Origin of the sequence: Pseudomonas sp. MYb193, from assembly GCF_002966775.1 — a bacterium.
In the GTDB taxonomy this organism is placed as follows: Bacteria; Pseudomonadota; Gammaproteobacteria; order Pseudomonadales; family Pseudomonadaceae; genus Aquipseudomonas; species Aquipseudomonas paracarnis.
The window spans coordinates 4,788,458-4,810,979 of the sequence record NZ_CP023269.1 but is presented as its reverse complement, the minus strand read 5'-3'; the positions used below and the strand labels follow the sequence as shown (position 1 = coordinate 4,810,979).

The following is a 22,522-nucleotide window of genomic DNA, read 5'->3' as shown; positions in this document are numbered from 1 at the left end:
CATTATTGCGCTTTTTGCGCTTGCTGGGCTTTCCAGGCCTGGAACTCTTTCCATTCGGCGCGGCGCTCGGCTTGTTTCTTGACGATTTCGTCGTACTTCTTCTGCTGGTCGGGCTTGAGCACGGCACGGATATCGGTCTGGGTTTTCTGCTTGCCGGCGGCGATTTCGTCCTGCATCGCCTTCTGGTCAGCGGCTGGCAGTTTGTCCAGGTACTTTTTGACCAAGTCTTTGCGGGCGTGCCATTGGTCACCCATCAGCTTGCGGATCTGCTCGCGCTGTTCCTTGCTCAAGTCCAGCTGGCTGAACGGGCCGCCTTTGCCACGCGGACCGTGTTCACCGTGGCCTGGGCCGCCCATCATGTGGCTTTCAGGACCACCCATCGGGCCTGGGCCTTCCGGCATTGCCATGGCAACGGTGGGCAGGGCAGTGGCGAACATCAAAGCGATAAGGGTCTTGCGCATGGTGATTCTCCTGTCTCTATTCCGGTGAGTCCGGATGTGAGTAGGTTACGCAGAGCAAGGTCAGCGGCGGTCAGGGTAGGGTAAAGCTTCGGTAAAGACGGGTTTGATAGGAACTGACAAAACCTCGAGGCTGATGAGAACACTGGTGGGAGCTGGCTTGCCTGCGATAGCGGTGTGTCAGGCACCCTCATGCTAACTGGCCCACCGCTATCGCAGGCAAGCCAGCTCCCACAGGGTTAAGCGTGATGTTTAGGGGCTGTAGTAGTAACCACGACTACGCAGCGCCACTATCCGTGGCCGGCCATCGGGGTGTGGGCCGATCTTTTTACGCAGGTTGCTGACGTGCATGTCCAGGCTGCGGTCATACAGGGTCAACTTGCGGCCCAGGGCGATCTGCGCCAGTTCCTGTTTATCCAGGGGCTCGCCGGGCTGACGCAGCAATGCTTCAAGCAGGCGGCTTTCGGAGACGGTGAGGGCGAACTCCTGTTCATCGATGCTGACAACGCCGCGCACCGGGCTGAAGCACAGGTCGCCCAGTTCCAGCTGGGTTGATACCGCGGCCGGGTGGCTGCGGCGTAATACGGCGCGCAGGCGCGCCGTCAGCTCGCGCGGATCGCAAGGTTTGGCCAGGTAGTCGTCGGCGCCCAGTTCCAGGCCAAGGATGCGGTCCAGGGGCTCGCCCCGGGCCGAGAGCATCAGCACCGGCAGCTCCGGGTGGTCGTTGCGCAATTGCTTGAGTAGCTCCAGGCCGCTGCCGTCGGGCAGCATCACGTCGAGCACGACGGCCGCAGGCGCGCTGTCGGCCAGGGCTTTTCGGGCGCTCAAGCCGTCATGGCAGGCGCGTACCTGGAAACCTTCCTGGCTCAACCAACTGGTCAGCAGCTCACAGAGCTCCTGGTCATCATCTATCAGTAACAGCTCGCTCATGACTCACTCAATTTAGCCATTGTCGGCGGCGAAGGCCCCACCGGTGATGCCGTGAGCCATTAGGAGTGCGCCGAAACGATTAGGTTCGACGCAGCCGGGTTCAAGGCAAGACTTGCTTGAACGGCTTGACCACTACATCGGCGTAGACGCCTGCTGCGACATAAGGGTCAGCCTTGGCCCAGGCCTGGGCGTCGGCCAGGGAGGCGAACTCGGCGACGATCAGGCTTCCGCTGAAACCCGCGTCGCCTGGGTCGTTGCTGTCGACGGCCGGGTGCGGGCCGGCCAGTACCATGCGGCCTTCGGCTTGCAGCTGTTTGAGGCGCTCGACGTGGGCCGGGCGTACGCTCAGGCGTTTTTCCAGCGAGTTGGCAACGTCGGTGGCAATGATGGCGTAGAGCATGTCAGTCCTCGGTTTTCGGTGTGGTGTCATGCAGGTGGCGTGACAGGTAGATGCCCTGGCCGATCAAAAACAATACGGTCATGCCCAGGCTGCCAAACACTTTGAAGTCGACCCAGTAGTCCTGGAAGGTGAAGGCCACGAACAGGTTGGCGGCGCCGCAGAACAGGAAGAACACGATCCAGGCCACGTTCAGGCGCACCCACACCGGCTCCGGCAAGGTCAGCGCATGGCCCATGATCCGCTTGATCAGCAGGCGGTCACCGATGAAGTGGCTGCCGATAAACACCAGGGCGAACAGCCAGTTCACCACAGGGGCTTTCCATTTAAGGAAGGTTTCGCTGTGGAAGGCCAGGGTCAGGCCACCGAACACCAGGCAGGCGACGAGGGTGAGCCATTGGCTTTTTTCCAGCTTGCGCTGCGAGATGAAGATGGCGCCGTACACTACGATAGAGCTGATGATCAGTACGGCAGTGGCACTGTAGATGCCCCCGAACGACAGCTCGTGGCCGGCGATTTCGATGACCCTGGGGTCGAGTTTGGTAACGATGAAAAACAGCAACAGCGGGATGAAGTCGATGAATTGTTTCACAGTAAGAGCCAGAAGCTGGATGTGGCGGCATAATAACAAACATCCTTGGTTGCGATAGCGCCAGCTGACTTGAGGTTACATACCCACGTGAATGTTGATTTGCACTGCCACAGCACGGCCTCCGACGGCGCCCTGGCGCCCGCGGTACTGGTTGCGCGTGCGTTTGAAAAAGGCGTGCGAGTTTTGGCATTGACCGACCATGACACCCTTGAAGGCCTCGACGAAGCCCGCCAGGCCGCGCACTCCCTGGGTATGCAGTTGGTCAACGGCGTGGAATTGTCCTGCACCTGGGGCGGCGCCACCATCCACGTGCTGGGCTACGGTTTTGATCAAAAGGCCCCGCCCTTGGTGGCGGCGATTGCCCAATTGCACGATGGCCGCTGGCTGCGGTCCGAAGAAATAAGCCGCAAGCTCAGCCTCAAAGGTATGCCAGGTGCCCTCGACGGTGCCCGTGCTATCCAGCAGGAATTGGGCGACAGCGGCAACGCACCGGCCCGTCCGCACTTTGCCGACTGGATGGTGCGTGAAGGCTATGTGAAGGATCGCGCCGAGGCCTTTCGCAAATGGCTGGGCGCCGGCAAGTTGGGCGATGTGAAGCTGCACTGGCCAACCCTGGAAGACACCGTCCAGACCCTGCGGGCCTCCGGGGCCTGGGTGAGCCTGGCGCATCCCTGGCATTACGATTTCACCCGCAGCAAGCGCCGCAAGCTGATCAGCGACTATATTGGAGCGGGTGGTCACGCCATCGAGGTGGTCAACGGGCATCAACCCGCCGAACAGGTCGGCAGCCTGGCGATCCTCGCCCGCGAATTTGGTCTGCTGGTCAGTGCCGGCAGTGACTTTCATGGCCCAGGCGGCTGGTCCGAGATTGGCGAATATCGCCAGGTCCCGGAAGATCTGCCGCTGTTGTGGGGGCGATTCAAGCATGACCCCATTATTGCCACCGTCTGAACAGGTAGAGCACGTGAGCCAATTCTTCCAGATTCATCCGGAAAACCCTCAGGCGCGCCTGATCAAGCAGGCCGTGGAGATCATCCGTGCCGGCGGCGTGGTGATCTATCCGACTGATTCGTCCTACGCCATTGGCTGCCAGATCGGCGACAAGGGCGCGGTGGAGCGAGTAAGGCGCCTGCGCCAGCTGGACGACAAGCACAACTTTGCGCTGATCTGCAGCGACTTGTCCCAGCTCGGGCTGTTCGCCAAGGTCGACACCGGCACCTTCCGCCTGCTCAAGGCCCACACGCCGGGGCCCTACACCTTCATCCTCAACGCCACCCGCGAAGTGCCGCGCCTGTTGCTGCACCCGAAGAAACGCACCATTGGCCTGCGCGTGCCGGAACACCCGATTGCCCTGGCGCTGCTGGCCGAGTTGGGCGAACCGCTGATGAGCGTGTCGTTGATCCTGCCCGGCGAAACCGAGCCGTTGTACGACCCTTACGAAATGCGCCGTTTGCTGGAAAAGCACGTCGACCTGATCATCGACGGCGGCTACGGTGGCAACAAGGCCTCCACGGTGATCAACCTGGCCGATGGCGAACCAGAAGTGGTGCGTGTGGGTTGTGGCGATCCGGCTCCGTTCATGGTCGAGGCCTGAATGTCAGCCGTGGAAGCCGCTGATCCCCAGGCTGGCGCCCAGCAGGAACTGCCGTTTGCCATGGTGTATGGCCAGGCGGTCATGGAAATGCCCCTGGACCTGTACATCCCGCCGGACGCCCTGGAGGTGTTCCTTGAAGCCTTCGAAGGCCCGCTGGACTTGCTGCTGTACCTGATCCGCAAGCAGAACATCAACATCCTCGACATTCCGGTGGCAGAAATCACCCGCCAGTACATGGGCTATGTCGAGCTGATGCAGTCGGTGCGCCTGGAGCTGGCCGCCGAGTACCTGGTGATGGCGGCCATGCTCGCCGAGATCAAGTCGCGCATGCTGTTGCCGCGCTCGGAGACGGTGGAAGCCGAAGAGGATGACCCGCGCGCCGAGCTGATCCGCCGCCTGCAGGAGTACGAACGCTTCAAGGCCGCCGCCGAAGGCATCGACGGCCTGAGCCGTGTGGGCCGTGATGTGGTGGTGCCCAAGCTCGACGCTCCCGAGGCGCGCGCGCGCAAGTTGCTGCCGGATGTGAGCCTGGAAGAATTGCTGATGTCCATGGCCGAAGTACTGCGCCGTGGCGATATGTTTGAAAGCCACCAGGTCAGCCGTGAAGCGCTGTCCACCCGCGAGCGCATGAGCGATGTGCTGGAACGTCTCAAGGGCGGTGGGTTTGTGCCCTTTGTCGAGTTGTTTACTGCCGAAGAGGGCCGACTGGGCGTGGTGGTGACCTTTATGGCGATCCTTGAGCTGGTCAAGGAGTCCTTGGTCGAGCTGGTGCAGAATGAGCCTTTTGCGGCTATCCACGTGCGGGCGCGAGCCGAATAACGAGCTGAATCGATGAATCTGACTGAACCCCGCGAACTGGCCCCTTTGCTGGAGGCCTTTCTCCTGGCCTCGGGTAAACCGCAATCTCTGGAGCGCCTGTTCGAACTCTTTGAAGAGGCCGAACGCCCGGAGCCGCCGGTCTTCAAGAAGGCCTTGGAGATCCTGCGCAAATCCTGCGAGGGCCGTGCCTTTGAACTGCGTGAAGTGGCGTCGGGTTACCGCCTGCAGATCCGTGAGAAGTTTTCACCGTGGGTCGGGCGTTTGTGGGAAGAACGTCCGCAGCGCTACTCCCGGGCGATGCTGGAGACCATGGCACTGATCGCCTATCGCCAGCCCATCACCCGGGGCGAGATCGAAGACGTGCGTGGTGTGGCGGTCAATAGCCATATCGTCAAGACCCTGCTTGAGCGTGAGTGGATCCGCATTGTTGGCTACCGCGATGTGCCGGGCAAACCGGCCATGTTCGCTACCACCAAGGTGTTTCTCGATCATTTCAACCTGAAAAACCTCGACGACCTGCCACCCCTGGCCGAGCTGCGCGAAATGGAGGCCGAGCCGGTGCTCGACTTCGACGACGCGCCGGTGCCGCAAAGCCTGCAGGAACTGGCCGACGCCAGCGCCGAGCCGGAGGAGCCCAAGGACGAAACCAGTTTCCATACGTTGTTGCTGGAGCTGGACGACATGGAGCAGGGGATCAAGACCGACTTCGACGATTTGCTGCGTGATGGTGCGGCGGAGCCAGAAACCCAGGTGAACGTTGAATCCGAGCCTGAGGTCGAAGCCGAAGACGATGTGCTCGGCGTGGCCCAAGCCCGGGAAAAGCTCCTGGCCGCCGTCGCCGCCCTCGAACAGCCGCCCCTGAGTGACGAAGAAGACGAAGCCCGGGCGCTGGCCGAGGCCATCGAAAACGAGCGCCGCCAGCTCGAAGACTGACCGGCTCTGACGTTCACCGCGCAACCCATGTGGGAGCTGGCTTGCCTGCGATGCAGACGCCTCGGTCTCTCAGATGCAAGGAGGTGATGCCATCGCAGGCAAGCCAGCTCCCACAGAGGATCGACCATGAGTGCCATGAAAGACCCGTGCATCAGCATCTGCAAATTCAACGATGACATCTGCGTCGGCTGTGGCCGCAGCAAGCGTGAAATCCGTGCCTGGAAGAAGCTCGATAAAGCCGACAAGCGCACGGTGCTGGCCGAAGCCGAGCTGCGATTGCTGGCCCTGGGGGCCACCGGTCGGCGGAAAAGCAAATGAGCTGGGCGTTATCGACTAGTCTGGGATGCGCAACACGCGCCATGCGCGTATGATTCGCGACCCCTTGCCGAGCTATTTGGCCAAGGCCCCGCTTTCAATACCCTCAGGCCACGCCTGAATCGACCCACCGGGAGGTGCTTACGATGAATGACCAAGACCAGAAAGACCAGGAAATCGGCCCAGCAGGCGAAAAACTGCAAAAAGTGCTGGCGCGTATCGGCGTGGGCTCGCGCCGCGACGTCGAAGCCTGGATCACCCAGAAGCGCATCAAGGTCAACGGCGTCGAGGCAACCCTCGGCCAGCGCGTCGACCTGCACGATGCAATCACCATTGATGGCAAGGTCATCAAGCGTGAAGAGGCCGCCGAATCGGTGCGCCGCGTGATCATGTACAACAAGCCCGACGGCGAGATCTGCACCCGTGACGACCCGGAAGGCCGTCCGACCGTGTTCGACAAGATGCCCAAGCCTAAAGAAGGCCGCTGGATCAACATCGGCCGCCTGGACATCAACACCACCGGCTTGCTGATGTTCACCACTGACGGTGAGTTGGCCAACCGCCTGATGCACCCGTCCTACGAGATGGACCGTGAATACGCCGTGCGTGTACGTGGTGAAGTCGATGACGAGATGATCGAACGCCTCAAGGCGGGCGTGGTGCTCGAAGACGGCCCGGCCAAGTTCACCGACATCAAGCAGGCGCCGGGTGGCGAAGGTTTCAACCACTGGTACCACTGCGTGGTGATGGAAGGCCGTAACCGTGAAGTGCGTCGCCTGTGGGAGTCCCAGGGCCTGGTGGTCAGCCGCCTCAAGCGCGTGCGTTTTGGTCCGGTGTTCCTGAATTCCGACCTGCCGATGGGCCGCTGGCGCGAAATGAGCCAGTACGAAGTCGATATCCTCAGCGCCGAAGTGGGCCTGACGCCGGTTGCCATGCCGCAGATGAACGCCAAGAGCAAAGACAAGCTTGAGCGTATGCAGCGTAAATCGTCGCGCCCAGTGCCACGTACCGAACGTGTTGCCCGCACCCTGCGCCCGGCGCTGGATGCACCGGCCACCGGCGGTCGTATCTCGCGTCAGCCGCACATTGAAGGTGAACGCCGCCCCACCACACCATCGCGTCAAGAAGGCGAGCGTGCGCCACGTACGCCGCGTCCTGCTCCGGCGGGTGGTCGCAGCAACCGTGGTGAAGCGGATCGCCCGGCCGACAACGCCAGCACCAAGCGTCCAGCCAAGCCAGCGGCGAACAAGCGCCCTGGCCCGAAACTGGTCGCGGACGAGCCTTCGGGCAAGCGCCGTGGCGCCCCGGCCGGTTCCGGCCAGCGTCCTGGTTTTGGCCGCAAGAAGCCGCAGTGATGCGCTAAGCGCTGCGCGAAAACGCCAACCCTAGGGTTGGCGTTTTTTTTGCGATCTACATTTGAAATGCAACCAACTGTGGGAGCTGGCTTGCCTGCGATAGCGGTGGGCAAGCCCTAATGCCAGTCAGTTAAGACAGAATCGGTAACTGTGGCGAGGGAGCTTGCTCCCGCTGGGGCGCGAAGCGGCCCCAAAAATGGGACTGCTACGCAGTCCAGCGGGAGCAAGCTCCCTCGCCACAAGTCACTGGTTGTCTGCTCTAGCTCTTAACTGACTGGCATTAGGGCAAGCCAGCTCCCACAGGGATCTCTACACGTCTGACGGTCTTTTAAAAGGCAAAGGCGCCATCAAATACCGGCTTGTCATCCAGCGCCAACACCCCACTGGCAAAGATCAGGTCCAGGTGATGACTGCCTTTCTGCCCGCCACCCAAGCCCAGGTGCAGCCCGCAGTGACGCTCTTCAAACCCGGCATTGCGCGCATACAAGTCCTTGACCCCTTCATTGGTGCCAATCCCCAACTCCTCCACGCGACGGTTGGACGGGTTGGCGTTCAGGTACTTGTTGAAGTCATCTGCCAGCCCCGGCACTTCGCTGGCCACGCTGCACACGGTGGAGTTCTCGATCCATAACTCCAGCGGCGATTGCAGCACGCCGTATTTGCGTGCAAAGGGGATGGTACTGAGGAAGGTGCCGACAAACCGCACCTGGCCGTTGATGGCTTCGCTGTGGGTGGCGATTTCGCCGGGCGCCAGGTCGTGGTTGCCGACGCCGTTGATATTGGTCCACTTCTTGATGCTGCTCATCGGCGCTTCCAGGCGCGAACCGTGTTTGTCGGTAAAGCTCAGCACGTTGGCCTGGGCCATGCGCCGGATCAGTGTGGCGTTGAGGTCGGCGATGCGTTGGGGCTCGACGCTGAAGGTGTCGTAGAAATAGTCGCCGTAATCCTTGAACAGCAGGGATTTCTTCCAGTGCTCGGCCATCACGCCTTGCAGGGCGCGGATAAAGTCAGGGCCTTCGGCGCGTGGGTTGGGCAGCGTGGAGGAATCGTAGAGGAACAGGTACAGGTCACAGGTTTGAATGGCCTGTGCCAGGGTGTCGCTGGGCGCCAGGTCCAGGCGTTGCAGTTGGAAGTTGAAGCGGGCGGCGCTGCCGTGGGTGATCGCCTGGGCGATGGCGTCATAGCGCTCGGTATGGCCGAGCAACACGGTGGGGCGGTTCAGGCCGTTGAGGGCCGGGTGGTGAGCAAGGTAGTAGAGAAAGTGTTCGACGGCGCGGGCCTTGTCCATGACGGGTGTCCTTCGGTGCCTTGGGTAAGGGGGCAGGCGCCGTGCACAGCGCCTGCCGGATGCCTGCCGGTTATTAGAAAGGCCACATCGCGGTGCCAAAAGGCACAACGGCATCGGCTTGCATCATTTCAACGGCGGCCTCATGGGTCGGCGCTTCAAACCAATCGTCGAGTTGCAGTTCGGTTTCCAGGTCGTTTTCCAGTGCTTGCATGGTGTATCTCCTAGAGGACGTTGATTGAGAACGGCTCACCCACGGGCTTCGCGGGCAAGTGGAAAGAACCTAGAAGAGAGTGTTTCGAAATGCAAAAAATTTATTGACACGGTTTCATTTGGATTTTTTCTTCTGTTTTTTGGCGGATTTTTTTATTCAGGCAAAACAGTAAATTGGCTGAAGCGATTCTTCAGACGTGGCCTTCCGACAGAATTCCGTTGAGGGCTGCCAAAGTCTGGCTGTAACGCAGGATTTCCGTGGTGTAACGATAGATTTACGCAACTGCCCTGGCTTTGTTGGGGGGCGCGCCGATGTAAGCATTAGCTGACAGAATTGCCTGTGCACTTTCTCGGTGCGTGCCGAAGCTGTCGAGCGGTGTACAATGCGCCGCGTTTTACTGTGACCCCCCTTGCGTACCCACGCAAAAGGCCAAGACCTCAGGGTTTGATCCCCCTGATCACTCCGCCTGGCCACGAGCCGGACGGGTTCGATTTCGTCACAGATAAAAACAAACAGGTGACGCATGACCATTAGAAAGACGCTGTACTCCTGGTGCCTGCGCTGGGGTTTGAGCGGCGCTGCTTGAGTCGGTAATTCAAGGCAGCAACCTGCATTCAACTCTTCAAACCTTGCGTGAGACCCTTTTCATGAGTGGACCCCATTCCTCTTCAGGCGAGCTGAAACGCGGCCTGAAAAATCGGCATATCCAGTTGATCGCCCTCGGTGGCGCCATCGGCACCGGCCTGTTCCTGGGCTCGGCCGGGGTGCTCAAATCCGCCGGCCCGTCGATGATCCTGGGCTATGCCATCTGCGGCTTTATCGCCTTCATGATCATGCGCCAGCTTGGCGAGATGATCGTCGAGGAGCCCGTCGCCGGCTCCTTCAGCCATTTTGCCCACAAGTACTGGGGCGGTTTCGCCGGTTTTCTGTCGGGCTGGAACTGCTGGATTCTGTACATTCTGGTGGGTATGTCGGAGCTGACGGCCGTCGGCAAGTACGTGCATTACTGGTGGCCGGAGATTCCGACCTGGGTCTCTGCGGCGGCCTTCTTCGTGCTGATCAACGTGATCAACCTGGCTAACGTCAAAGTCTTCGGTGAAGCCGAGTTCTGGTTCGCCATCATCAAGGTGGTGGCGATCGTCGGCATGATTGCCCTGGGCAGCTACCTGCTGGTCAGCGGCAGCGGCGGTCCCCAAGCCTCGGTCAGCAACCTGTGGGAGCATGGTGGTTTCTTCCCCCATGGCGTCGGCGGCTTGGTGATGGCCATGGCGATCATCATGTTCTCCTTCGGCGGCCTGGAAATGCTCGGCTTTACTGCTGCCGAAGCCGACCAGCCACGTACTGTTATCCCCAAGGCGATCAATCAGGTGATCTACCGCATCCTGATTTTCTACATCGGTGCCCTGGTGGTGCTGCTGTCGCTCACACCGTGGGACAGCCTGCTGGCGACCCTCAACGCCTCCGGCGATGCCTACAGCGGTAGCCCGTTCGTGCAGGTGTTCTCGATGCTGGGCAGTAACACCGCCGCGCATATCCTCAACTTCGTGGTGCTGACCGCCGCGCTGTCGGTGTACAACAGCGGTACTTACTGCAACAGCCGTATGCTCTTGGGCATGGCCGAGCAGGGCGATGCGCCCAGGGCGCTGGCGAAGATCGACAAGCGCGGGGTGCCGGTGCGTTCGATCCTGGCCTCGGCGGCGATCACCCTGGTGGCGGTGCTGATGAACTACCTGATGCCCCATGACGCGCTGGAACTGCTGATGTCGCTGGTGGTGGCCACGTTGGTGATCAACTGGGCGATGATCAGTTTCTCCCACGTCAAGTTCCGCCAGCACATGAACCGCACCGGCCAGGTGCCGCTGTTCAAGGCGTTGTGGTATCCGTATGGAAACTACATCTGCCTGGCGTTCGTGGTGTTTATCCTGGTGATCATGCTGATGATGCCGGGGATTCAGGTGTCGGTATATGCGATCCCGGTGTGGGTAGCGTTCATGGCAGTGTGTTACTGGATCAAGAACAAGCGCACGGCGCGGTCAGCTATTGGCGCAACGGGTCCGGTTCTGGAGTAGGACTTTTCCCCTTGCAGAAAACCCGGCGCCCTGCCGGGTTTTTTGTGGGTATGGCAGGTTAGAATCGCCCCCTCTTTTTTCCGCATGCCCGGAGGCCCCCGATGCAATACACCGACGTCGCCGATAGCGCCTTGCAGCGCGATGAGCTGGAGGACTTGATCGGCCGGCACAGCGGCCCTTTGCGCTTGATCGGAGTAGATTTAAGTGGCGTCGACCTGTCGCGCATGGCACTGGACAACTGGGTGTTCGAGCGCTGCACCCTGGTCCAGACCTCGTTTCTCGGTTCTCGACTGGAAGGGACTCAGTGGAAAAACTGCCGAGCCAGCCTCGCCATTTTCGAAGCGGCCAACCTGCTCGAGGCGCAATTCCACAGTTGCGATCTGAACAACACTCGTTGGCAGCGCAGCAAACTGTCCCAGGCGACTTTTACCCAGTGCAAGCTGACGGGCGCCAATTTCACCCATTGCGCGTCACTGGGGCTGAGCTTCAGCGAAACCCTGCTCAACAGTGCCTTTTTATCCGGGTTGTCGTTTGCTCGAAGTGTGCTCAAGAATCTGGATTTTTCCGACAGCGACTTGTCGGATACGGACTTTCGCAAGGCTGAACTGGTCGACTGCAGCCTCGCACATGCCCGCATCAACGGCGCTAATTTTGCGGGTGCCGACTTGCGCGGTGCAGATTTGAGCGGTTTTCGTCTCAATGATGCCAAACTGTTCAAAGGCGCCGTGATTTCCAAAGCCCAGGCGTCGATATTGTTGTCTGAGTTGGGCTTGTCCGTTGCCTAAGGTCTTGATTGATGCTGGAAATTTCCAACAATGTGCACCTGCCCGACGCCGAGATCGAGCTGACCGCCATTCGTGCCCAGGGTGCCGGTGGGCAGAACGTCAATAAAGTGTCGAGTGCGGTGCACCTGCGGTTTGATATTCCGGCCTCGTCGTTGCCGGCGTTCTACAAGGAGCGTCTGCTGGCGCTGCGTGACAGCCGGATCACCAGCGAAGGCGTGCTGGTGCTCAAGGCCCAGCAATATCGCACCCAGGAGCAGAACCGCGCCGATGCGCTGGAGCGCCTGGTGGAGTTGATCCAGAGCGCCACCAAGGTCGAGAAAAAGCGTCGTCCGACCAAGCCCACCCTGGGCTCGAAGAAACGCCGCCTGGAGTCCAAGACCAAGCGCGGCAGCATCAAGGCCGGGCGCGGCAAGGTCGACTTCTAGGCGTCGCGTGTTTCGCGGGCCTTAGGCGCCTGGCGGTACAGGTAGACGCTCAGCAGCAAACCGGCGAAAGCTGCGAGGGCGGCGAACAAGAAGATCGAGGCAAAGCCAAAACCTGCCGCCACGGCGCCCGCGAGCGGCCCGGTGATGCCCAAGGACAAGTCGATAAACAGCGAATAGGCCCCCACCGCCGAACCTCGGCTGGAGGCCGGCACCAGGTTGACCGCCTCTACCCCCAATGCGGGGAACACCAAGGAAAAGCCGAAACCGCTCAACGCCGCACCCGCCAACGCCAGTTGGGCATCCGGCGCCAGCCACAGCAGCAGCAGGCCCAGCACTTCCACTGACAGGCAGGCGATTGCGACGCGAAAACCGCCAATGCGGTTGATCAAATTGCCAAACAGCAAGCGTGCGCCGATAAAACTGGCACCGAACAGGCTCAAGGCCCACACCGCGTTATCCCAGTGCTGGGTGCTGTAATACAACGTGATAAAGGTGGCGATGGTGCCAAAGCCGATGGAGCCCAGCGCCAGCGCGCAACCATGCGGCAGCACGCGGCCCAGCACGTTCATGAACGGCAAACGTACGCCGGGCACAATCGGCGCCGCTTGTTTTTTCCAGGCCAACAGCACACCCAGCACGGCCAACAGAATGATGCTGACGCCCATGCTCCACAGCCCAAAATGGCTGACCAGCAGCACCCCCAACGGCGCACCCACCGCCAGCGCGCCGTAGCTGGCGATGCCGTTCCAGGAAATAACCTTGGCCGTGTTCGCCGCGCCGACACGGCCAATGCCCCAGCCAATCGCGCCCGAACCCACCAGGCTTTCAGCGCTGCCCAGCACCAGCCGCCCGACCAGCAGGCAGCCGAGGCTCAGAGCCGGCAGGCTGGAAAACCACGCCGCAAACAACATGAACACGCCACTCAAACCGCAGCCCACCAAGCCGATCAGCACGGCGCGCTTGCTGCCCAGATTGTCGATGATCTTACCGGCATAGGGGCGGCTCAGCAGGGTTGCCAGGTATTGCACGCTGATCACCAGCCCGGCGATGACGGCGCCATAGCCCAGCTGGCTATGGACATAACCCGGTAGTACGGCCAGGGGGATGCCGATATTCAGGTAGCCGATGAAGGTAAACAGCACGATGGAAACGACTTGCAGCGTGACCGCCATGGGGCGCTGGGTATCTGGCATGGGAGAGATCCACTGTCGCAGCAGGTAAAGATAGGCTGCTAATGATACCGGTGCGCAAGCCGGGCAGGGCGGCAAAAATGTAAAACGTCAGATCTAAGGCAGATCAAGCTTGGGCGGGGGCCAGCAATTGGGTGGTCACCAGGGCCGCCAGGGCGTTTTCCTGGGTGCCGAAGCGCTTGAGCAGTGCTGCTTGCTTGTCGGCACTGAGGCGGTTCCAGACTTCGACCATCTGCAAGGCAGCGTCGAGTACAGCGGTGTCCGGTGTGTCGGAAGGGGAAGTGGTCATAGTGAAGGTCTCGGATAATTCAGGCAGTGTGGAAAGCGCTCAAAGGCGCGCTTTCCACACGGTCTGGTACGGCGTCAGTCTCGGCTTTCGCGCTCGACTGGTTTTGCTTCTTTGGCCTCAGGCTGCTTGTCGCTGGCCTGCTGCGGTGTTGGCTGCTCAGTTGGGTGCAGGCTTGGGAAGGGGAGATTAGGTATCTCGTGCATCGTGGTCGCTCCTCGCAAGGTCTGTTTTTTCAATCGCAGGTGATTCCGCGCTCTCAAAAAGCCTTGGCAGGATACAGCACCGTAAATGACAAAAAGACTTTTATCTCCATAGATGCACAATTTTTAATGGTTCAGGCGCAAGTGACATGAGGTCACACCCCTAGAACGGCACCTTGCCCAGGATCATGTCGCGGTACATCACAAAATCCCCCAGCAAGCTGTAGAACGGGTGTTGAAAGGTGGCGGGGCGGTTCTTTTCGAAGAAGAAGTGGCCAATCCAGGCAAAGCTGTAGCCCGCCAGGGGCAACGCCAGCAGCAGAACCAATGAGCCTCTGCCGATGGCGTACGCGAGAATGCCTATTACCAGGGTGGTGCCGATAAAGTGCAGGCGTCGGCAGGTGCTGTTGCCATGTTCGCTCAGGTAGTACGGGTAGAACTCGGCAAAACTATTGAATTTCTTGATATTTTCCACGGTCACCGGCCCTCTGGTTGCTGTGCCGCCAACGGGTGCGCGGCGGGGAGCTTATTTGAGTCTAGAGTGATCAGTGCTAACAGCCAGTGACAATAGATGCCACTTTAGTATCCTTGGCTTCCTGGCTGCCGTTTGAGCCTGCTTTCAACAAGAAGACGCCATGAGCGAACGAACAACTTCTGCAAGCTGGGCGATGGGCATCGTCAAGGCGCTGGAAATGGATGGCCTGGATTGCCGTGCCTTGTTCAAGCAACTGGGCCTGGACTACGGCGCCCTCAGTGACCCCGATGCGCGCTTCCCGCAAGACGCCATGACCCGCCTGTGGCAACGCGCGGTAGAGGTGTCGGGCAACCCGGCGATTGGCCTGAACATGGGCAAGGTGGTGCGCCCGGCCTCGTTTCACGTTGCCGGTTATGCGTTAATGTCCAGCAACACCCTGGCCGAAGGTTTTATGCGATTGGTGCGCTACCAGCGCATCATCGCCGAAAGCGCTGATTTGAGTTTTCGACTGTTACCCGAAGGCTATGCGTTGATTCTGACGGTGCATGGCGATCACCTGCCGCCGACCCGTCAAAGCGCCGAAGCCTCGCTGGCCAGCGCCCTGGCCCTGTGCGGCTGGCTCACCGGGCGCACCCTGCAGCCCCGCAAAGTGCTGCTGCAAGGCGAGCAGCCGGCGGACCTGGCGCCCTACCAACAGGCCTTTCATGCGCCTTTGCAATTCAATGCACCCTATGACGCGCTGATTTTCGAGCAGGCGGACATGGAGGCGCCGCTGCCCACGGCCAACGAAGCCATGGCGCTGTTGCATGATCGCTTTGCCGGTGAATACCTGGCGCGTTTTTCCGAAAGCCGCGTGACCCATAAGGCGCGTCAGGTGCTGTGCCGCCTGTTGCCTCAGGGCGAGCCCAAGCGCGAAGCCGTGGCCCAGACGTTGCACCTGTCCCAGCGCACCTTGCAGCGGCGGCTGCAGGAGGAGGGCACCAGCTTCCAGGCCTTGCTTGATGACACACGGCGCGAACTGGCCGAGCAGTACCTGGCACAACCCAGCATGACCTTGCTGGAAATCGCTTACCTGCTGGGGTTTGCCGACCCGAGCAACTTTTTCCGCGCGTTTCGCCGCTGGTTCGATGCCACGCCCGGTGAATACCGGGCGCGCTTGCAACAAATGTCGTCGGTCAGTGACGCCAGAACGCCGGAATGCACAACACAAACACGGTGATGATCTCCAGGCGACCCAACAACATGCCCAAAGACAGGATCCACTTGGCGGCATCCGGCAGGGTGGCGAAGTTACCGGCCGGGCCGATGGTTTCGCCCAGGCCGGGGCCCACGCCGGAAACGGTACTGGCGGCGCCGGTCAACGCGGTCATCCAGTCCACGCCTAGCAGCGACAGGGCCAGGGCGATCATGCAGATGGTGATGGCGAAGAAAAACGAAAAAGTCAGGATCGACCGCACAATTTCTTCATCGAGGCGATGGCCGTTGTACTTCTGCTTGATCACCGCGCGCGGATGGATCAACTGATTCAAGTTGGCCTTGAGCAGGATGTAGGCCACCTGGAAACGAAAGATTTTGATACCGCCCGCGGTGGAGCCCGAGCAGCCGCCGATAAAGCCCAGGTAGAAAAACAGCATCAGTGAGAAGTTGCCCCACAGGCTGTAGTCCCCCAGTGCAAAGCCGGTGGTGGTCACCACAGACGTCACGTTCAGCGCCACATGGCGCAAGGCATCGAGCCAGTGCAGGTTGGTGGTCCACCAGTACCAGGTGCCGAGTACCAGCCAGGTCACCAGCAACAGGCCGAGCAAGCCTTGCACCTGCTGGTCCTTGATCAGCGCCCGACGGTTACCACGTAAAGTTGCAACGTACAGGGCGAACGGCAAGCTGCCCAGGATCATCACCACCACCGCGACCCAGTGCACCGCCGGTTGTTTCCAATGGGCCAGGGACTCGTCCGAGGTGGAAAACCCACCCGTGGAAATCGCCGACATCGCATGGTTGATCGCATCGAACACGCCCATTCCGGCCCACCAGAAGGCCAGGCTGCCGAAGATGGTGATGCCCACATACGCCGCCACGATCAGACGCGCCACCATGTGTGAACGAGGCATGACCTTTTCCGAGCGATCCGAGGATTCGGTCTGGAACAGGCGCATGCCACCAATGCGCAGCAGCGGCAGGATCGCCACCGCCATGCCGATAAAGCCGATACCGCCGAGCCAGTGCAGCAGCGAACGCCACATCAAAATGCCCGGCGACATGCTGTCCAGCCCGCTCAACACGGTGGAGCCGGTGGCGGTGATGCCGGACATGCTTTCAAAGAACGAGTCGGTGTAGCTGATGTGCTGGGTCAGCAAAAAGGGCAGGGCGGCGAATATGCACACCACCACCCAACTACTGACCGTCAGCAGGTACATGTCCCTGGGGCGCAGGTGCACATGCTCTGGGCGACCAGGGATGACCAGCGCCAGGCCGGCGATAAAGGTAATCAGGCTGGCCCACAGGAACGAGGGCAGGTCGCTGGTGCGTTCGAAGATCACCAGGGTCGCCATCGGGATCACCATAGCGACCGCAAGGGTGATCAGGAAGATGCCGATGATGAAACCGATGATGCGCAGGGTCGGCAACGCCATGAAGTTCGCTCGGGTGATTGGGCAGAGGCGCCATTCTACCTGCGGTGCAGGTCTTGTAAACCAAGGGCTGCCGGTTGATGGAGAACCCCTGTGTGTGGCTTGGTGTTTACACAACTTCGCAGCGACGCTGAAGCTGTGGCGAGGGAGCTTGCTCCCGTGACAACCTATCAACCGACGCAGATTTCCCTGACACACCACGATCCAAATGTGGGAGCTGGCTTGCCTGCGAAGACGGCCTAACAGTCAACACAGTTGGATTGTGTACATATCCATTCCTGCGGTAACGGCTACTTAGGGTTCCGCCCTGACGGCGGCTCACTTTGCAAAAGCGGCAAAGTAAGCAAAGCGCTCTTGCCCCACCACTCGGCACCTCGCTTGGGCTCGGTGTGCCCGAACGCAGACTTGAATCCGTGGGCCGCCGCCACGCGCCATCCATGGCGCGGGGCGGCTAACCCGGCGTCCTGCCGGGTTACCCACGAATTCAAGCCTGCGTTCGGCCAGCGTGGTTTAACGGGGCGCCTAAGATCAAAAGCAGATCAAGAGCAAGATCAAGAGCGACTCGCTTCGCATCGTGGTTACCGTCGGCTGCTACGGGCGGTCTGCAAAGTTGTGTAGATACCTCTGCTGCGATGGCGGTGTATCCGTGACAATTAGTCGACCGGACCACCGCCATCGCCGGCAAGCCAGCTCCTACAGGTATAGCGGCGGCAGTTACTGCGCGCATGAAAAAGGCGACCCGCAGGTCGCCTCTTTCAACTGCGCTTGATCAGAACTCGTGATCAGCGCTGTCCGGGTTCAGGTCGCTGATGCCCAGCTTGCCGGCAGCAGCCTCGATCGAGCCGGTCTGCTTGACCAGGGCGGCAATCGAGTCACGCACGATCTGGTTGCCCTTTTCATTGTCGGCGGCGATCAACTGGTCGTAGTGCTCGCCGTTGTTGGCGTGGTCAACCATCACCTGGATCTTCGCTTCAGTGGCCGCCAGGTCAGCCTTGAGGGCTGCATCGGCTGCCGGATCGGCCTTGGCCACCAGGGACGACAGGCTGGCGCCGGTCAGCTTGGTGCCGTCAACACGGGTGTATTCGCCCAGGTAGACGTTACGGATGCCCTTGGCGTCGTAGAAGTGCGAGTAATGGGTGTTGTCGCTGAAGCAGTCCTGTTCGTCTTCCGGCGAGTTGGCTTCCAGGGACACTTTCATGCGCTCCCCGGCGAGTTCGCCCAGAGACAGGCTGCCCATGCCGAACAGCATTTTACGCAAGCCATCGGTGCCCGGTTCCGACTCCAGGGTGGCGCGGTAGTTGTCTTCGACGTTGGGCTTCCAGTTGCCGACCATTTCCTGCAGGTCGCTGACCAGCAGTTGGGTGACAGCGCGCAGGTAAGTGCGGCGACGCTCGTTGTGGCCGCCGGTTGCACCGTCACCGGTCATGTAGTCCGATGCCGGGCGGTTGCCCGCGCCTGGGCCGGTGCCGTTGAGGTCCTGGCCCCACAGCAGGAATTCGATGGCGTGGTAGCCGGTGGCGACGTTCGCTTCGGAACCGCCCAGTTCATTGAGGCTGGCGAGTTTTTCCGGAGTGATCTCCTTGACGTCGACCTTGTCTTCGCCGACCTGGATCTCGTTATTGGCGATGATATTGGCGTTCGCACCTGGGTTGCCCAGCGCGTGCTCGTAGGACTTGTCGACGTAGTCGATCAGGCCTTCGTCCAGGGGCCAGGCGTTCACCTGGCCTTCCCAGTCGTCGATGATGGTGTTGCCGAAGCGGAATACTTCGCTCTGCAGGTAGGGTACGCGTGCGGCGATCCAGGCGGTACGGGCCGCTTTCAGGGTTTCGTCGTTCGGGTTGGCGAGGAAGGTATCGATTGCGGTCTGCAGGGTTTTTGCGGTGGATTCGGCATCGCTGTACACCGCAAACACCATGTCTGCGTAGTGCGCGACCACGGCCTTGGCGGCCGCTTCGTCGACCTGGCCAGCCGGGGCAGCCGCCGGTGCGGTAGTGCTGGCGGCAGCGGGTGCCTGGGGCGCGGCGGCCTTGTCTTTACCTTCGCCGCAACCGGCGAGAGAAATGGCAATGGCCAGCAGACTGGCGGTGGCCAGGGGCATACGAATCATGGCGAACATCCTGCTTCGGTTGTTGAAAGGGCGCGCGGGGAGCGCAAACGCTGCGACATAATGCGAAAGATTTGCATTTTGTGTAAAGGCTTATACGCGGGAAATATTGAGTATCGAAGTGTAAATTCAAAGACTCACGGCGTTATTGCGCTCTGACTGCTTCAGATAAGCCGTCAACTCCCGGGCCTGCAGCGGTTTGCTGTAGTGATAACCCTGCCCCTCATGGCACCCCTCGGAGATGATGTAGGCCTCCTGTTCGGCAGTCTCCACGCCTTCGGCAATCACCTGCATGCCCAGGCTTTTGCCCAACTGGATAATGGCGCGCACGATGGTGGCGTCATCGTCGTCGTCCTGCAGGTCCTGGACGAAGCTCTTGTCGATCTTGATCTTGTCCAGGGGCAGGCTCTTGAGGTAACTCAAGGATGAGTAGCCGGTGCCGAAGTCATCAATGGCGATCAGCGCGCCGGAGCGACGCAGGCTCAGCAGGTGCTGGGCTGCGGTGCTGATGTCTTCCATCAGGCCGGTCTCGGTCACTTCCAGCTCCAGGCTGCGGGGCGGCAGGCGATAGATCTGCATCAGGTTGTTGACCACCCGCGGCAACTCGGTGTGGTGCAGTTGCACGGTGGACAGGTTGACGGCCATGCGCAGCGCGGTGAAACCCTGGTCATGCCATTCGCGCAGTTGCCGGCACGCCTGGTCCAGCACCCATTCGCCGATGGGAATGATGGTGCCGTTCTGTTCCGCCAGCGGAATGAACAAGTCCGGCGGTACCAGCCCATGTTCCGGGTGTTGCCAGCGCAGCAGGGCTTCCACACCGACCACGTGATGGTCGAGATAGCTGATTTGTGGTTGGTACACCAAGTGAAACTGCTCGCGGCCCAAGGCGTCTCGCAAGTCTTTCTCCAGTTCACGACGCCGGCGCATTTCGCTGTCGACGCTGGCGATATAAAACTGATAGCGGTTGCGCGAGCGGCTCTTGGCCAGGGTCATGGTCTGCTCGGCTTTCTGGAGCAACTTCTCGGTGCTGTCGCCATCTTCCGGGAACAGCGTGATGCCGATGGTGGCGCGCAGGCGGATCAGGTCATGCTCAAGGGCGAACTCTGCTTCCAGGTCATCAAGGATGCTTTGCGCCAGTTCGGCGGCTTCGTAGGGCTGGTCGATATCGGCTTGCACCAGGGCGAACTGGTCGCCGCCCAGGCGGGCGAGCGTGCCCAGGCGGCCACTATGGGCGCGCAAGCGATCAGCCAAGGCCAGCAAGAGTTTGTCGCCGGCCTGGTAGGTGAATTGCTCGTTGACGCTCTTGAAATCATCCAGCCCCACGCACAACACCGCGACACGGCGTTGCCGGCGGCCGGCGTCCGTGAGGATTTTGTCCAGTTGCGCCTGCAACTTCTGGCGGTTCGGCAGGCCGGTCAGGAAGTCGTATTGGGCCATGCGCAACAGGCTCGATTCGGCCTCGTGGCGCAGGTGGGTATTGCGCTCGATGGATTCGAGCAATTGGTTGGCGGTGTTTATCCACTGCCCCAGTTCGTTGCGTTCGTGGCCCTTGAGCTGAGGGATTTTGTGCTCGCTGGGACGGTCCGGGTTGATCGAGGTCAGGTGCTCGATTATCCGCGACAGCGGTTTGGTGAGCATCCAGTGATACACCAGGTACAGCACCAGCCCCATGACCAGGGCGCGCAATACGCCCGAGATAAAGATGATGACCGAGCTGACCAGAAAACTTCGGCCATAGGTGGCGGTGTCGAGAGTGATGCTCAGGTCGCCGTAATATTCGCTGTAGGGGCCCTTGCCGACCAACGCAGTAGTAAAGGAGCGTTCCTGGCCAAGAATCAGGTCGGTCAACCAGCGGCTGGGCGACTGCTGTAAAGGACGGCTTTTTTCCGCCAGCATGGTCTCGTTGGGGTGCCCGATGGAGGCCATGCGCACAGCGTCGTCCTGGAACAGACCTTCGATCACCTGCATGCCCATCTCGCGATCCAGGCTGTACACGGCCTGGGTCGAGGGGTCGCGAAACATGTCGAGGATGCGCTGGGCATCGCCCGCCACGGCCTGGCGCGTCTTGTAGGCATCAAAAACGATCTGCGCCACGCTCAGCGCCACACCCACGATCAATGCCGACAGCAGCACAACCCGTAGCAACTTCACCGACAAGCTGTTCTTGAGTTCCAGCTTCAAAGGGGCATTCCTTGTCTCATGCGGGTGGCCGTCAATATGCCATGAGTATTGGCAATCTGGTGATGGCAGTCAAAGGGACATTCGGGCTTGAGATTAATTGAAGGGGCTGGATAAACGTGGAGGGATACCCGCTTATGTCAGGACGTTTGAGGCGTGGGCTGGACGCCGGGCAGAGAAGAAGAAGGCGGAACAGATCCGCCTTCTGTTTGGCGACGCTCTCAAAAATTGATCTTACCCTCTGGCTGTTGCTCTTCCCCTCCGACCTTTGACTGTTCACCCGCTATGTCTACGAGTTTGTTCGTCAAGTCCAGTGCGCTTTTCGCCAGGTCCATTCCCTTCTCAAGAAGACCGGATAACATTGGCACTGCACCCGCGGCCGTTGAAATAGGATCCATTGTCATTCTCCACATTGATTCAGGAGGTTTATTCCTCCTGGCGTTTATGTGGTGAATAGTTACCGTTGGGTTCCGGGATTTCTGGCATGGCAATCAGGGCGCCCATGAAAAAGCCCGGCAATCGCCGGGCTCTTTTTACTGCAAGCGTCGCTTAGGCAGTGAAGGTCTTGCCTTCGAACTGCTCAGCCACGAACTTCCAGTTGACCAGGTTCCAGAACGCTTCTACATACTTTGGACGCACGTTGCGGTAGTCGATGTAGTAGGCGTGTTCCCAGACGTCGCAGGTCAACAGCGGGGTGTCGCCGTTGGTCAGCGGGTTGCCGGCGCCGATGGTGCTGGCCAGGGCCAGGGAACCGTCAGCCTTTTTCACCAGCCAGCCCCAACCGGAACCGAAGGTGCCGACCGAAGTCTTGGTGAACTCTTCCTTGAACTTGTCGAACGAACCGAACGCAGCGTTGATGGCTTCAGCCAGTGCGCCGGTTGGTTGGCCGCCGGCGTTCGGCGCCAGGCAGTTCCAGTAGAAAGTGTGGTTCCAGACCTGAGCGGCGTTGTTGAAGATGCCGCCCGAGGAAGACTTGACGATCTCTTCCAGGGTCTTGCCTTCGAACTCGGTGCCAGGCACCAGGTTGTTCAGGTTCACGACATAGGTGTTGTGGTGCTTGTCGTGGTGGTATTCCAAGGTTTCCTTGGAGATGTGCGGCTGCAGGGCATCGTGTGCGTAGGGCAGCGGCGGCAATTCGAAAGCCATGATGATTCTCCTAATCAGGTCAGTTGCGGTGAGCGCAAGGCCGATCACGGGCGGCCAAACATGCGCCGGGGAGTTTGTACTCTTTGCGGCGCAGGGGGCCGATCATAGCACCGGGGGTGCGGCATAACCACGCAACAACTGT

At 60.4% G+C, this 22,522-nt stretch carries 23 protein-coding genes; 10 read left to right on the top strand and 13 right to left on the bottom strand.

What is annotated here, in order from left to right:
• Window positions 1-2: 2 nt before the first annotated feature.
• From CLM72_RS22060 to CLM72_RS22045, 4 genes are all read right to left on the bottom strand, one after another.
• Window positions 3-461 carry an LTXXQ domain protein gene (locus tag CLM72_RS22060; RefSeq protein WP_034128544.1) on the bottom strand — a complete coding sequence of 153 codons (459 nt, stop codon included), beginning with the start codon at window positions 459-461 and terminating at the stop codon, window positions 3-5.
• 249 nt (window positions 462-710) lie between these two features.
• Window positions 711-1,388, bottom strand: a complete 678-nt coding sequence (locus CLM72_RS22055) for a response regulator transcription factor (protein WP_105228145.1) — start codon at window positions 1,386-1,388, stop codon at window positions 711-713.
• A 100-nt stretch (window positions 1,389-1,488) separates the two neighbouring features.
• Window positions 1,489-1,788, bottom strand: coding sequence for a YciI family protein (locus CLM72_RS22050; RefSeq protein WP_034128543.1), 300 nt, complete (start codon window positions 1,786-1,788; stop codon window positions 1,489-1,491).
• 1 nt (window position 1,789) lies between these two features.
• Window positions 1,790-2,377, bottom strand: coding sequence for a septation protein A (locus CLM72_RS22045; protein ID WP_034128542.1), 588 nt, complete (start codon window positions 2,375-2,377; stop codon window positions 1,790-1,792).
• 87 nt (window positions 2,378-2,464) lie between these two features.
• Between CLM72_RS22045 and CLM72_RS22040 the strand changes: the two genes are divergently transcribed.
• The 6 genes from CLM72_RS22040 to rluB all read left to right on the top strand — a co-directional run bounded on the left by CLM72_RS22040 (window position 2,465) and on the right by rluB (window position 7,393).
• Window positions 2,465-3,328: a PHP domain-containing protein gene (locus tag CLM72_RS22040; protein ID WP_003193798.1), complete on the top strand. Its 864-nt coding sequence runs from the start codon at window positions 2,465-2,467 to the stop codon at window positions 3,326-3,328.
• Between the two features lie 13 nt (window positions 3,329-3,341).
• Window positions 3,342-3,971: an L-threonylcarbamoyladenylate synthase gene (locus tag CLM72_RS22035; RefSeq protein ID WP_003193796.1), complete on the top strand. Its 630-nt coding sequence runs from the start codon at window positions 3,342-3,344 to the stop codon at window positions 3,969-3,971.
• Window positions 3,972-4,091: 120 nt separating this feature from the next.
• Complete coding sequence (locus CLM72_RS22030; protein WP_164365898.1) at window positions 4,092-4,790, top strand: ScpA family protein; 699 nt, start codon at window positions 4,092-4,094, stop codon at window positions 4,788-4,790.
• Between the two features lie 12 nt (window positions 4,791-4,802).
• The gene (scpB, locus tag CLM72_RS22025; RefSeq protein WP_003193794.1) at window positions 4,803-5,723 is read left to right on the top strand and encodes an SMC-Scp complex subunit ScpB; all 921 of its coding nucleotides are present in this window, start codon (window positions 4,803-4,805) and stop codon (window positions 5,721-5,723) included.
• Window positions 5,724-5,849: 126 nt separating this feature from the next.
• Window positions 5,850-6,041 (top strand): DUF1289 domain-containing protein, encoded by a 192-nt coding sequence (locus CLM72_RS22020; RefSeq protein ID WP_034128540.1) that lies wholly within the window; start codon window positions 5,850-5,852, stop codon window positions 6,039-6,041.
• 143 nt (window positions 6,042-6,184) lie between these two features.
• The gene (rluB, locus tag CLM72_RS22015; protein ID WP_014719681.1) at window positions 6,185-7,393 is read left to right on the top strand and encodes a 23S rRNA pseudouridine(2605) synthase RluB; all 1,209 of its coding nucleotides are present in this window, start codon (window positions 6,185-6,187) and stop codon (window positions 7,391-7,393) included.
• A 328-nt stretch (window positions 7,394-7,721) separates the two neighbouring features.
• Here the strand turns inward: rluB and CLM72_RS22010 are convergent, their stop codons facing one another.
• Window positions 7,722-8,681, bottom strand: a complete 960-nt coding sequence (locus CLM72_RS22010) for a leucyl aminopeptidase (protein ID WP_105228143.1) — start codon at window positions 8,679-8,681, stop codon at window positions 7,722-7,724.
• A 73-nt stretch (window positions 8,682-8,754) separates the two neighbouring features.
• Window positions 8,755-8,892 (bottom strand): hypothetical protein, encoded by a 138-nt coding sequence (locus CLM72_RS29010; protein ID WP_003175756.1) that lies wholly within the window; start codon window positions 8,890-8,892, stop codon window positions 8,755-8,757.
• A 647-nt stretch (window positions 8,893-9,539) separates the two neighbouring features.
• Here CLM72_RS29010 and CLM72_RS22005 point away from each other — a divergent pair.
• From CLM72_RS22005 to arfB, 3 genes are all read left to right on the top strand, one after another.
• Window positions 9,540-10,961 carry an amino acid permease gene (locus CLM72_RS22005; RefSeq protein WP_057975120.1) on the top strand — a complete coding sequence of 474 codons (1,422 nt, stop codon included), beginning with the start codon at window positions 9,540-9,542 and terminating at the stop codon, window positions 10,959-10,961.
• A 101-nt stretch (window positions 10,962-11,062) separates the two neighbouring features.
• Window positions 11,063-11,746 (top strand): pentapeptide repeat-containing protein, encoded by a 684-nt coding sequence (locus tag CLM72_RS22000; RefSeq protein WP_105228141.1) that lies wholly within the window; start codon window positions 11,063-11,065, stop codon window positions 11,744-11,746.
• 11 nt (window positions 11,747-11,757) lie between these two features.
• Window positions 11,758-12,171: an alternative ribosome rescue aminoacyl-tRNA hydrolase ArfB gene (gene arfB, locus CLM72_RS21995; protein WP_096144818.1), complete on the top strand. Its 414-nt coding sequence runs from the start codon at window positions 11,758-11,760 to the stop codon at window positions 12,169-12,171.
• On the opposite strand, the gene CLM72_RS21990 is transcribed toward arfB, so the two are convergent.
• From CLM72_RS21990 to CLM72_RS21980, 3 genes are all read right to left on the bottom strand, one after another.
• A complete protein-coding gene (locus tag CLM72_RS21990; protein WP_105228139.1) occupies window positions 12,168-13,364 on the bottom strand; it encodes an MFS transporter in 1,197 nt (398 codons plus the stop codon). The genes arfB and CLM72_RS21990 overlap by 4 nt on opposite strands.
• A gap of 103 nt (window positions 13,365-13,467) precedes the next feature.
• Window positions 13,468-13,650, bottom strand: coding sequence for a hypothetical protein (locus CLM72_RS21985; protein ID WP_105228137.1), 183 nt, complete (start codon window positions 13,648-13,650; stop codon window positions 13,468-13,470).
• A 363-nt stretch (window positions 13,651-14,013) separates the two neighbouring features.
• The gene (locus CLM72_RS21980) at window positions 14,014-14,325 is read right to left on the bottom strand and encodes a DUF962 domain-containing protein (RefSeq protein ID WP_034128574.1); all 312 of its coding nucleotides are present in this window, start codon (window positions 14,323-14,325) and stop codon (window positions 14,014-14,016) included.
• 160 nt (window positions 14,326-14,485) lie between these two features.
• On the opposite strand from CLM72_RS21980, the gene CLM72_RS21975 reads away from it, so the two are divergent.
• The gene (locus tag CLM72_RS21975; protein ID WP_105228135.1) at window positions 14,486-15,544 is read left to right on the top strand and encodes an AraC family transcriptional regulator; all 1,059 of its coding nucleotides are present in this window, start codon (window positions 14,486-14,488) and stop codon (window positions 15,542-15,544) included.
• On the opposite strand, the gene CLM72_RS21970 is transcribed toward CLM72_RS21975, so the two are convergent.
• The 4 genes from CLM72_RS21970 to CLM72_RS21945 form a co-directional block, all read right to left on the bottom strand.
• The gene (locus CLM72_RS21970; protein ID WP_003193780.1) at window positions 15,501-16,955 is read right to left on the bottom strand and encodes a TrkH family potassium uptake protein; all 1,455 of its coding nucleotides are present in this window, start codon (window positions 16,953-16,955) and stop codon (window positions 15,501-15,503) included. The two genes, CLM72_RS21975 and CLM72_RS21970, sit on opposite strands and share 44 nt — an antisense overlap.
• 766 nt (window positions 16,956-17,721) lie before the next feature.
• Complete coding sequence (locus CLM72_RS21955; protein WP_105228131.1) at window positions 17,722-19,059, bottom strand: imelysin family protein; 1,338 nt, start codon at window positions 19,057-19,059, stop codon at window positions 17,722-17,724.
• Window positions 19,060-19,185: 126 nt separating this feature from the next.
• Window positions 19,186-21,237, bottom strand: a complete 2,052-nt coding sequence (locus tag CLM72_RS21950) for a bifunctional diguanylate cyclase/phosphodiesterase (RefSeq protein WP_105228129.1) — start codon at window positions 21,235-21,237, stop codon at window positions 19,186-19,188.
• A 546-nt stretch (window positions 21,238-21,783) separates the two neighbouring features.
• Complete coding sequence (locus CLM72_RS21945) at window positions 21,784-22,380, bottom strand: superoxide dismutase (RefSeq protein ID WP_003175739.1); 597 nt, start codon at window positions 22,378-22,380, stop codon at window positions 21,784-21,786.
• Window positions 22,381-22,522: the final 142 nt, after the last annotated feature.

What these genes read in the sequence shown, in the direction of transcription:
- CLM72_RS22060 (WP_034128544.1), bottom strand. Translation starts at nt 461, where the DNA reads ATGCGCAAGACCCTTATCGCTTTGATGTTCGCCACTGCCCTGCCCACC.
- CLM72_RS22055 (WP_105228145.1), bottom strand. Translation starts at nt 1,388, where the DNA reads ATGAGCGAGCTGTTACTGATAGATGATGACCAGGAGCTCTGTGAGCTG.
- CLM72_RS22050 (WP_034128543.1), bottom strand. Translation starts at nt 1,788, where the DNA reads ATGCTCTACGCCATCATTGCCACCGACGTTGCCAACTCGCTGGAAAAA.
- scpB (WP_003193794.1), top strand. Translation starts at nt 4,803, where the DNA reads ATGAATCTGACTGAACCCCGCGAACTGGCCCCTTTGCTGGAGGCCTTT.
- CLM72_RS22020 (WP_034128540.1), top strand. Translation starts at nt 5,850, where the DNA reads ATGAGTGCCATGAAAGACCCGTGCATCAGCATCTGCAAATTCAACGAT.
- rluB (WP_014719681.1), top strand. Translation starts at nt 6,185, where the DNA reads ATGAATGACCAAGACCAGAAAGACCAGGAAATCGGCCCAGCAGGCGAA.
- CLM72_RS22010 (WP_105228143.1), bottom strand. Translation starts at nt 8,681, where the DNA reads ATGGACAAGGCCCGCGCCGTCGAACACTTTCTCTACTACCTTGCTCAC.
- CLM72_RS29010 (WP_003175756.1), bottom strand. Translation starts at nt 8,892, where the DNA reads ATGCAAGCACTGGAAAACGACCTGGAAACCGAACTGCAACTCGACGAT.
- CLM72_RS22005 (WP_057975120.1), top strand. Translation starts at nt 9,540, where the DNA reads ATGAGTGGACCCCATTCCTCTTCAGGCGAGCTGAAACGCGGCCTGAAA.
- CLM72_RS22000 (WP_105228141.1), top strand. Translation starts at nt 11,063, where the DNA reads ATGCAATACACCGACGTCGCCGATAGCGCCTTGCAGCGCGATGAGCTG.
- arfB (WP_096144818.1), top strand. Translation starts at nt 11,758, where the DNA reads ATGCTGGAAATTTCCAACAATGTGCACCTGCCCGACGCCGAGATCGAG.
- CLM72_RS21990 (WP_105228139.1), bottom strand. Translation starts at nt 13,364, where the DNA reads ATGCCAGATACCCAGCGCCCCATGGCGGTCACGCTGCAAGTCGTTTCC.
- CLM72_RS21985 (WP_105228137.1), bottom strand. Translation starts at nt 13,650, where the DNA reads ATGACCACTTCCCCTTCCGACACACCGGACACCGCTGTACTCGACGCT.
- CLM72_RS21975 (WP_105228135.1), top strand. Translation starts at nt 14,486, where the DNA reads ATGAGCGAACGAACAACTTCTGCAAGCTGGGCGATGGGCATCGTCAAG.
- CLM72_RS21970 (WP_003193780.1), bottom strand. Translation starts at nt 16,955, where the DNA reads ATGGCGTTGCCGACCCTGCGCATCATCGGTTTCATCATCGGCATCTTC.
- CLM72_RS21955 (WP_105228131.1), bottom strand. Translation starts at nt 19,059, where the DNA reads ATGATTCGTATGCCCCTGGCCACCGCCAGTCTGCTGGCCATTGCCATT.
- CLM72_RS21945 (WP_003175739.1), bottom strand. Translation starts at nt 22,380, where the DNA reads ATGGCTTTCGAATTGCCGCCGCTGCCCTACGCACACGATGCCCTGCAG.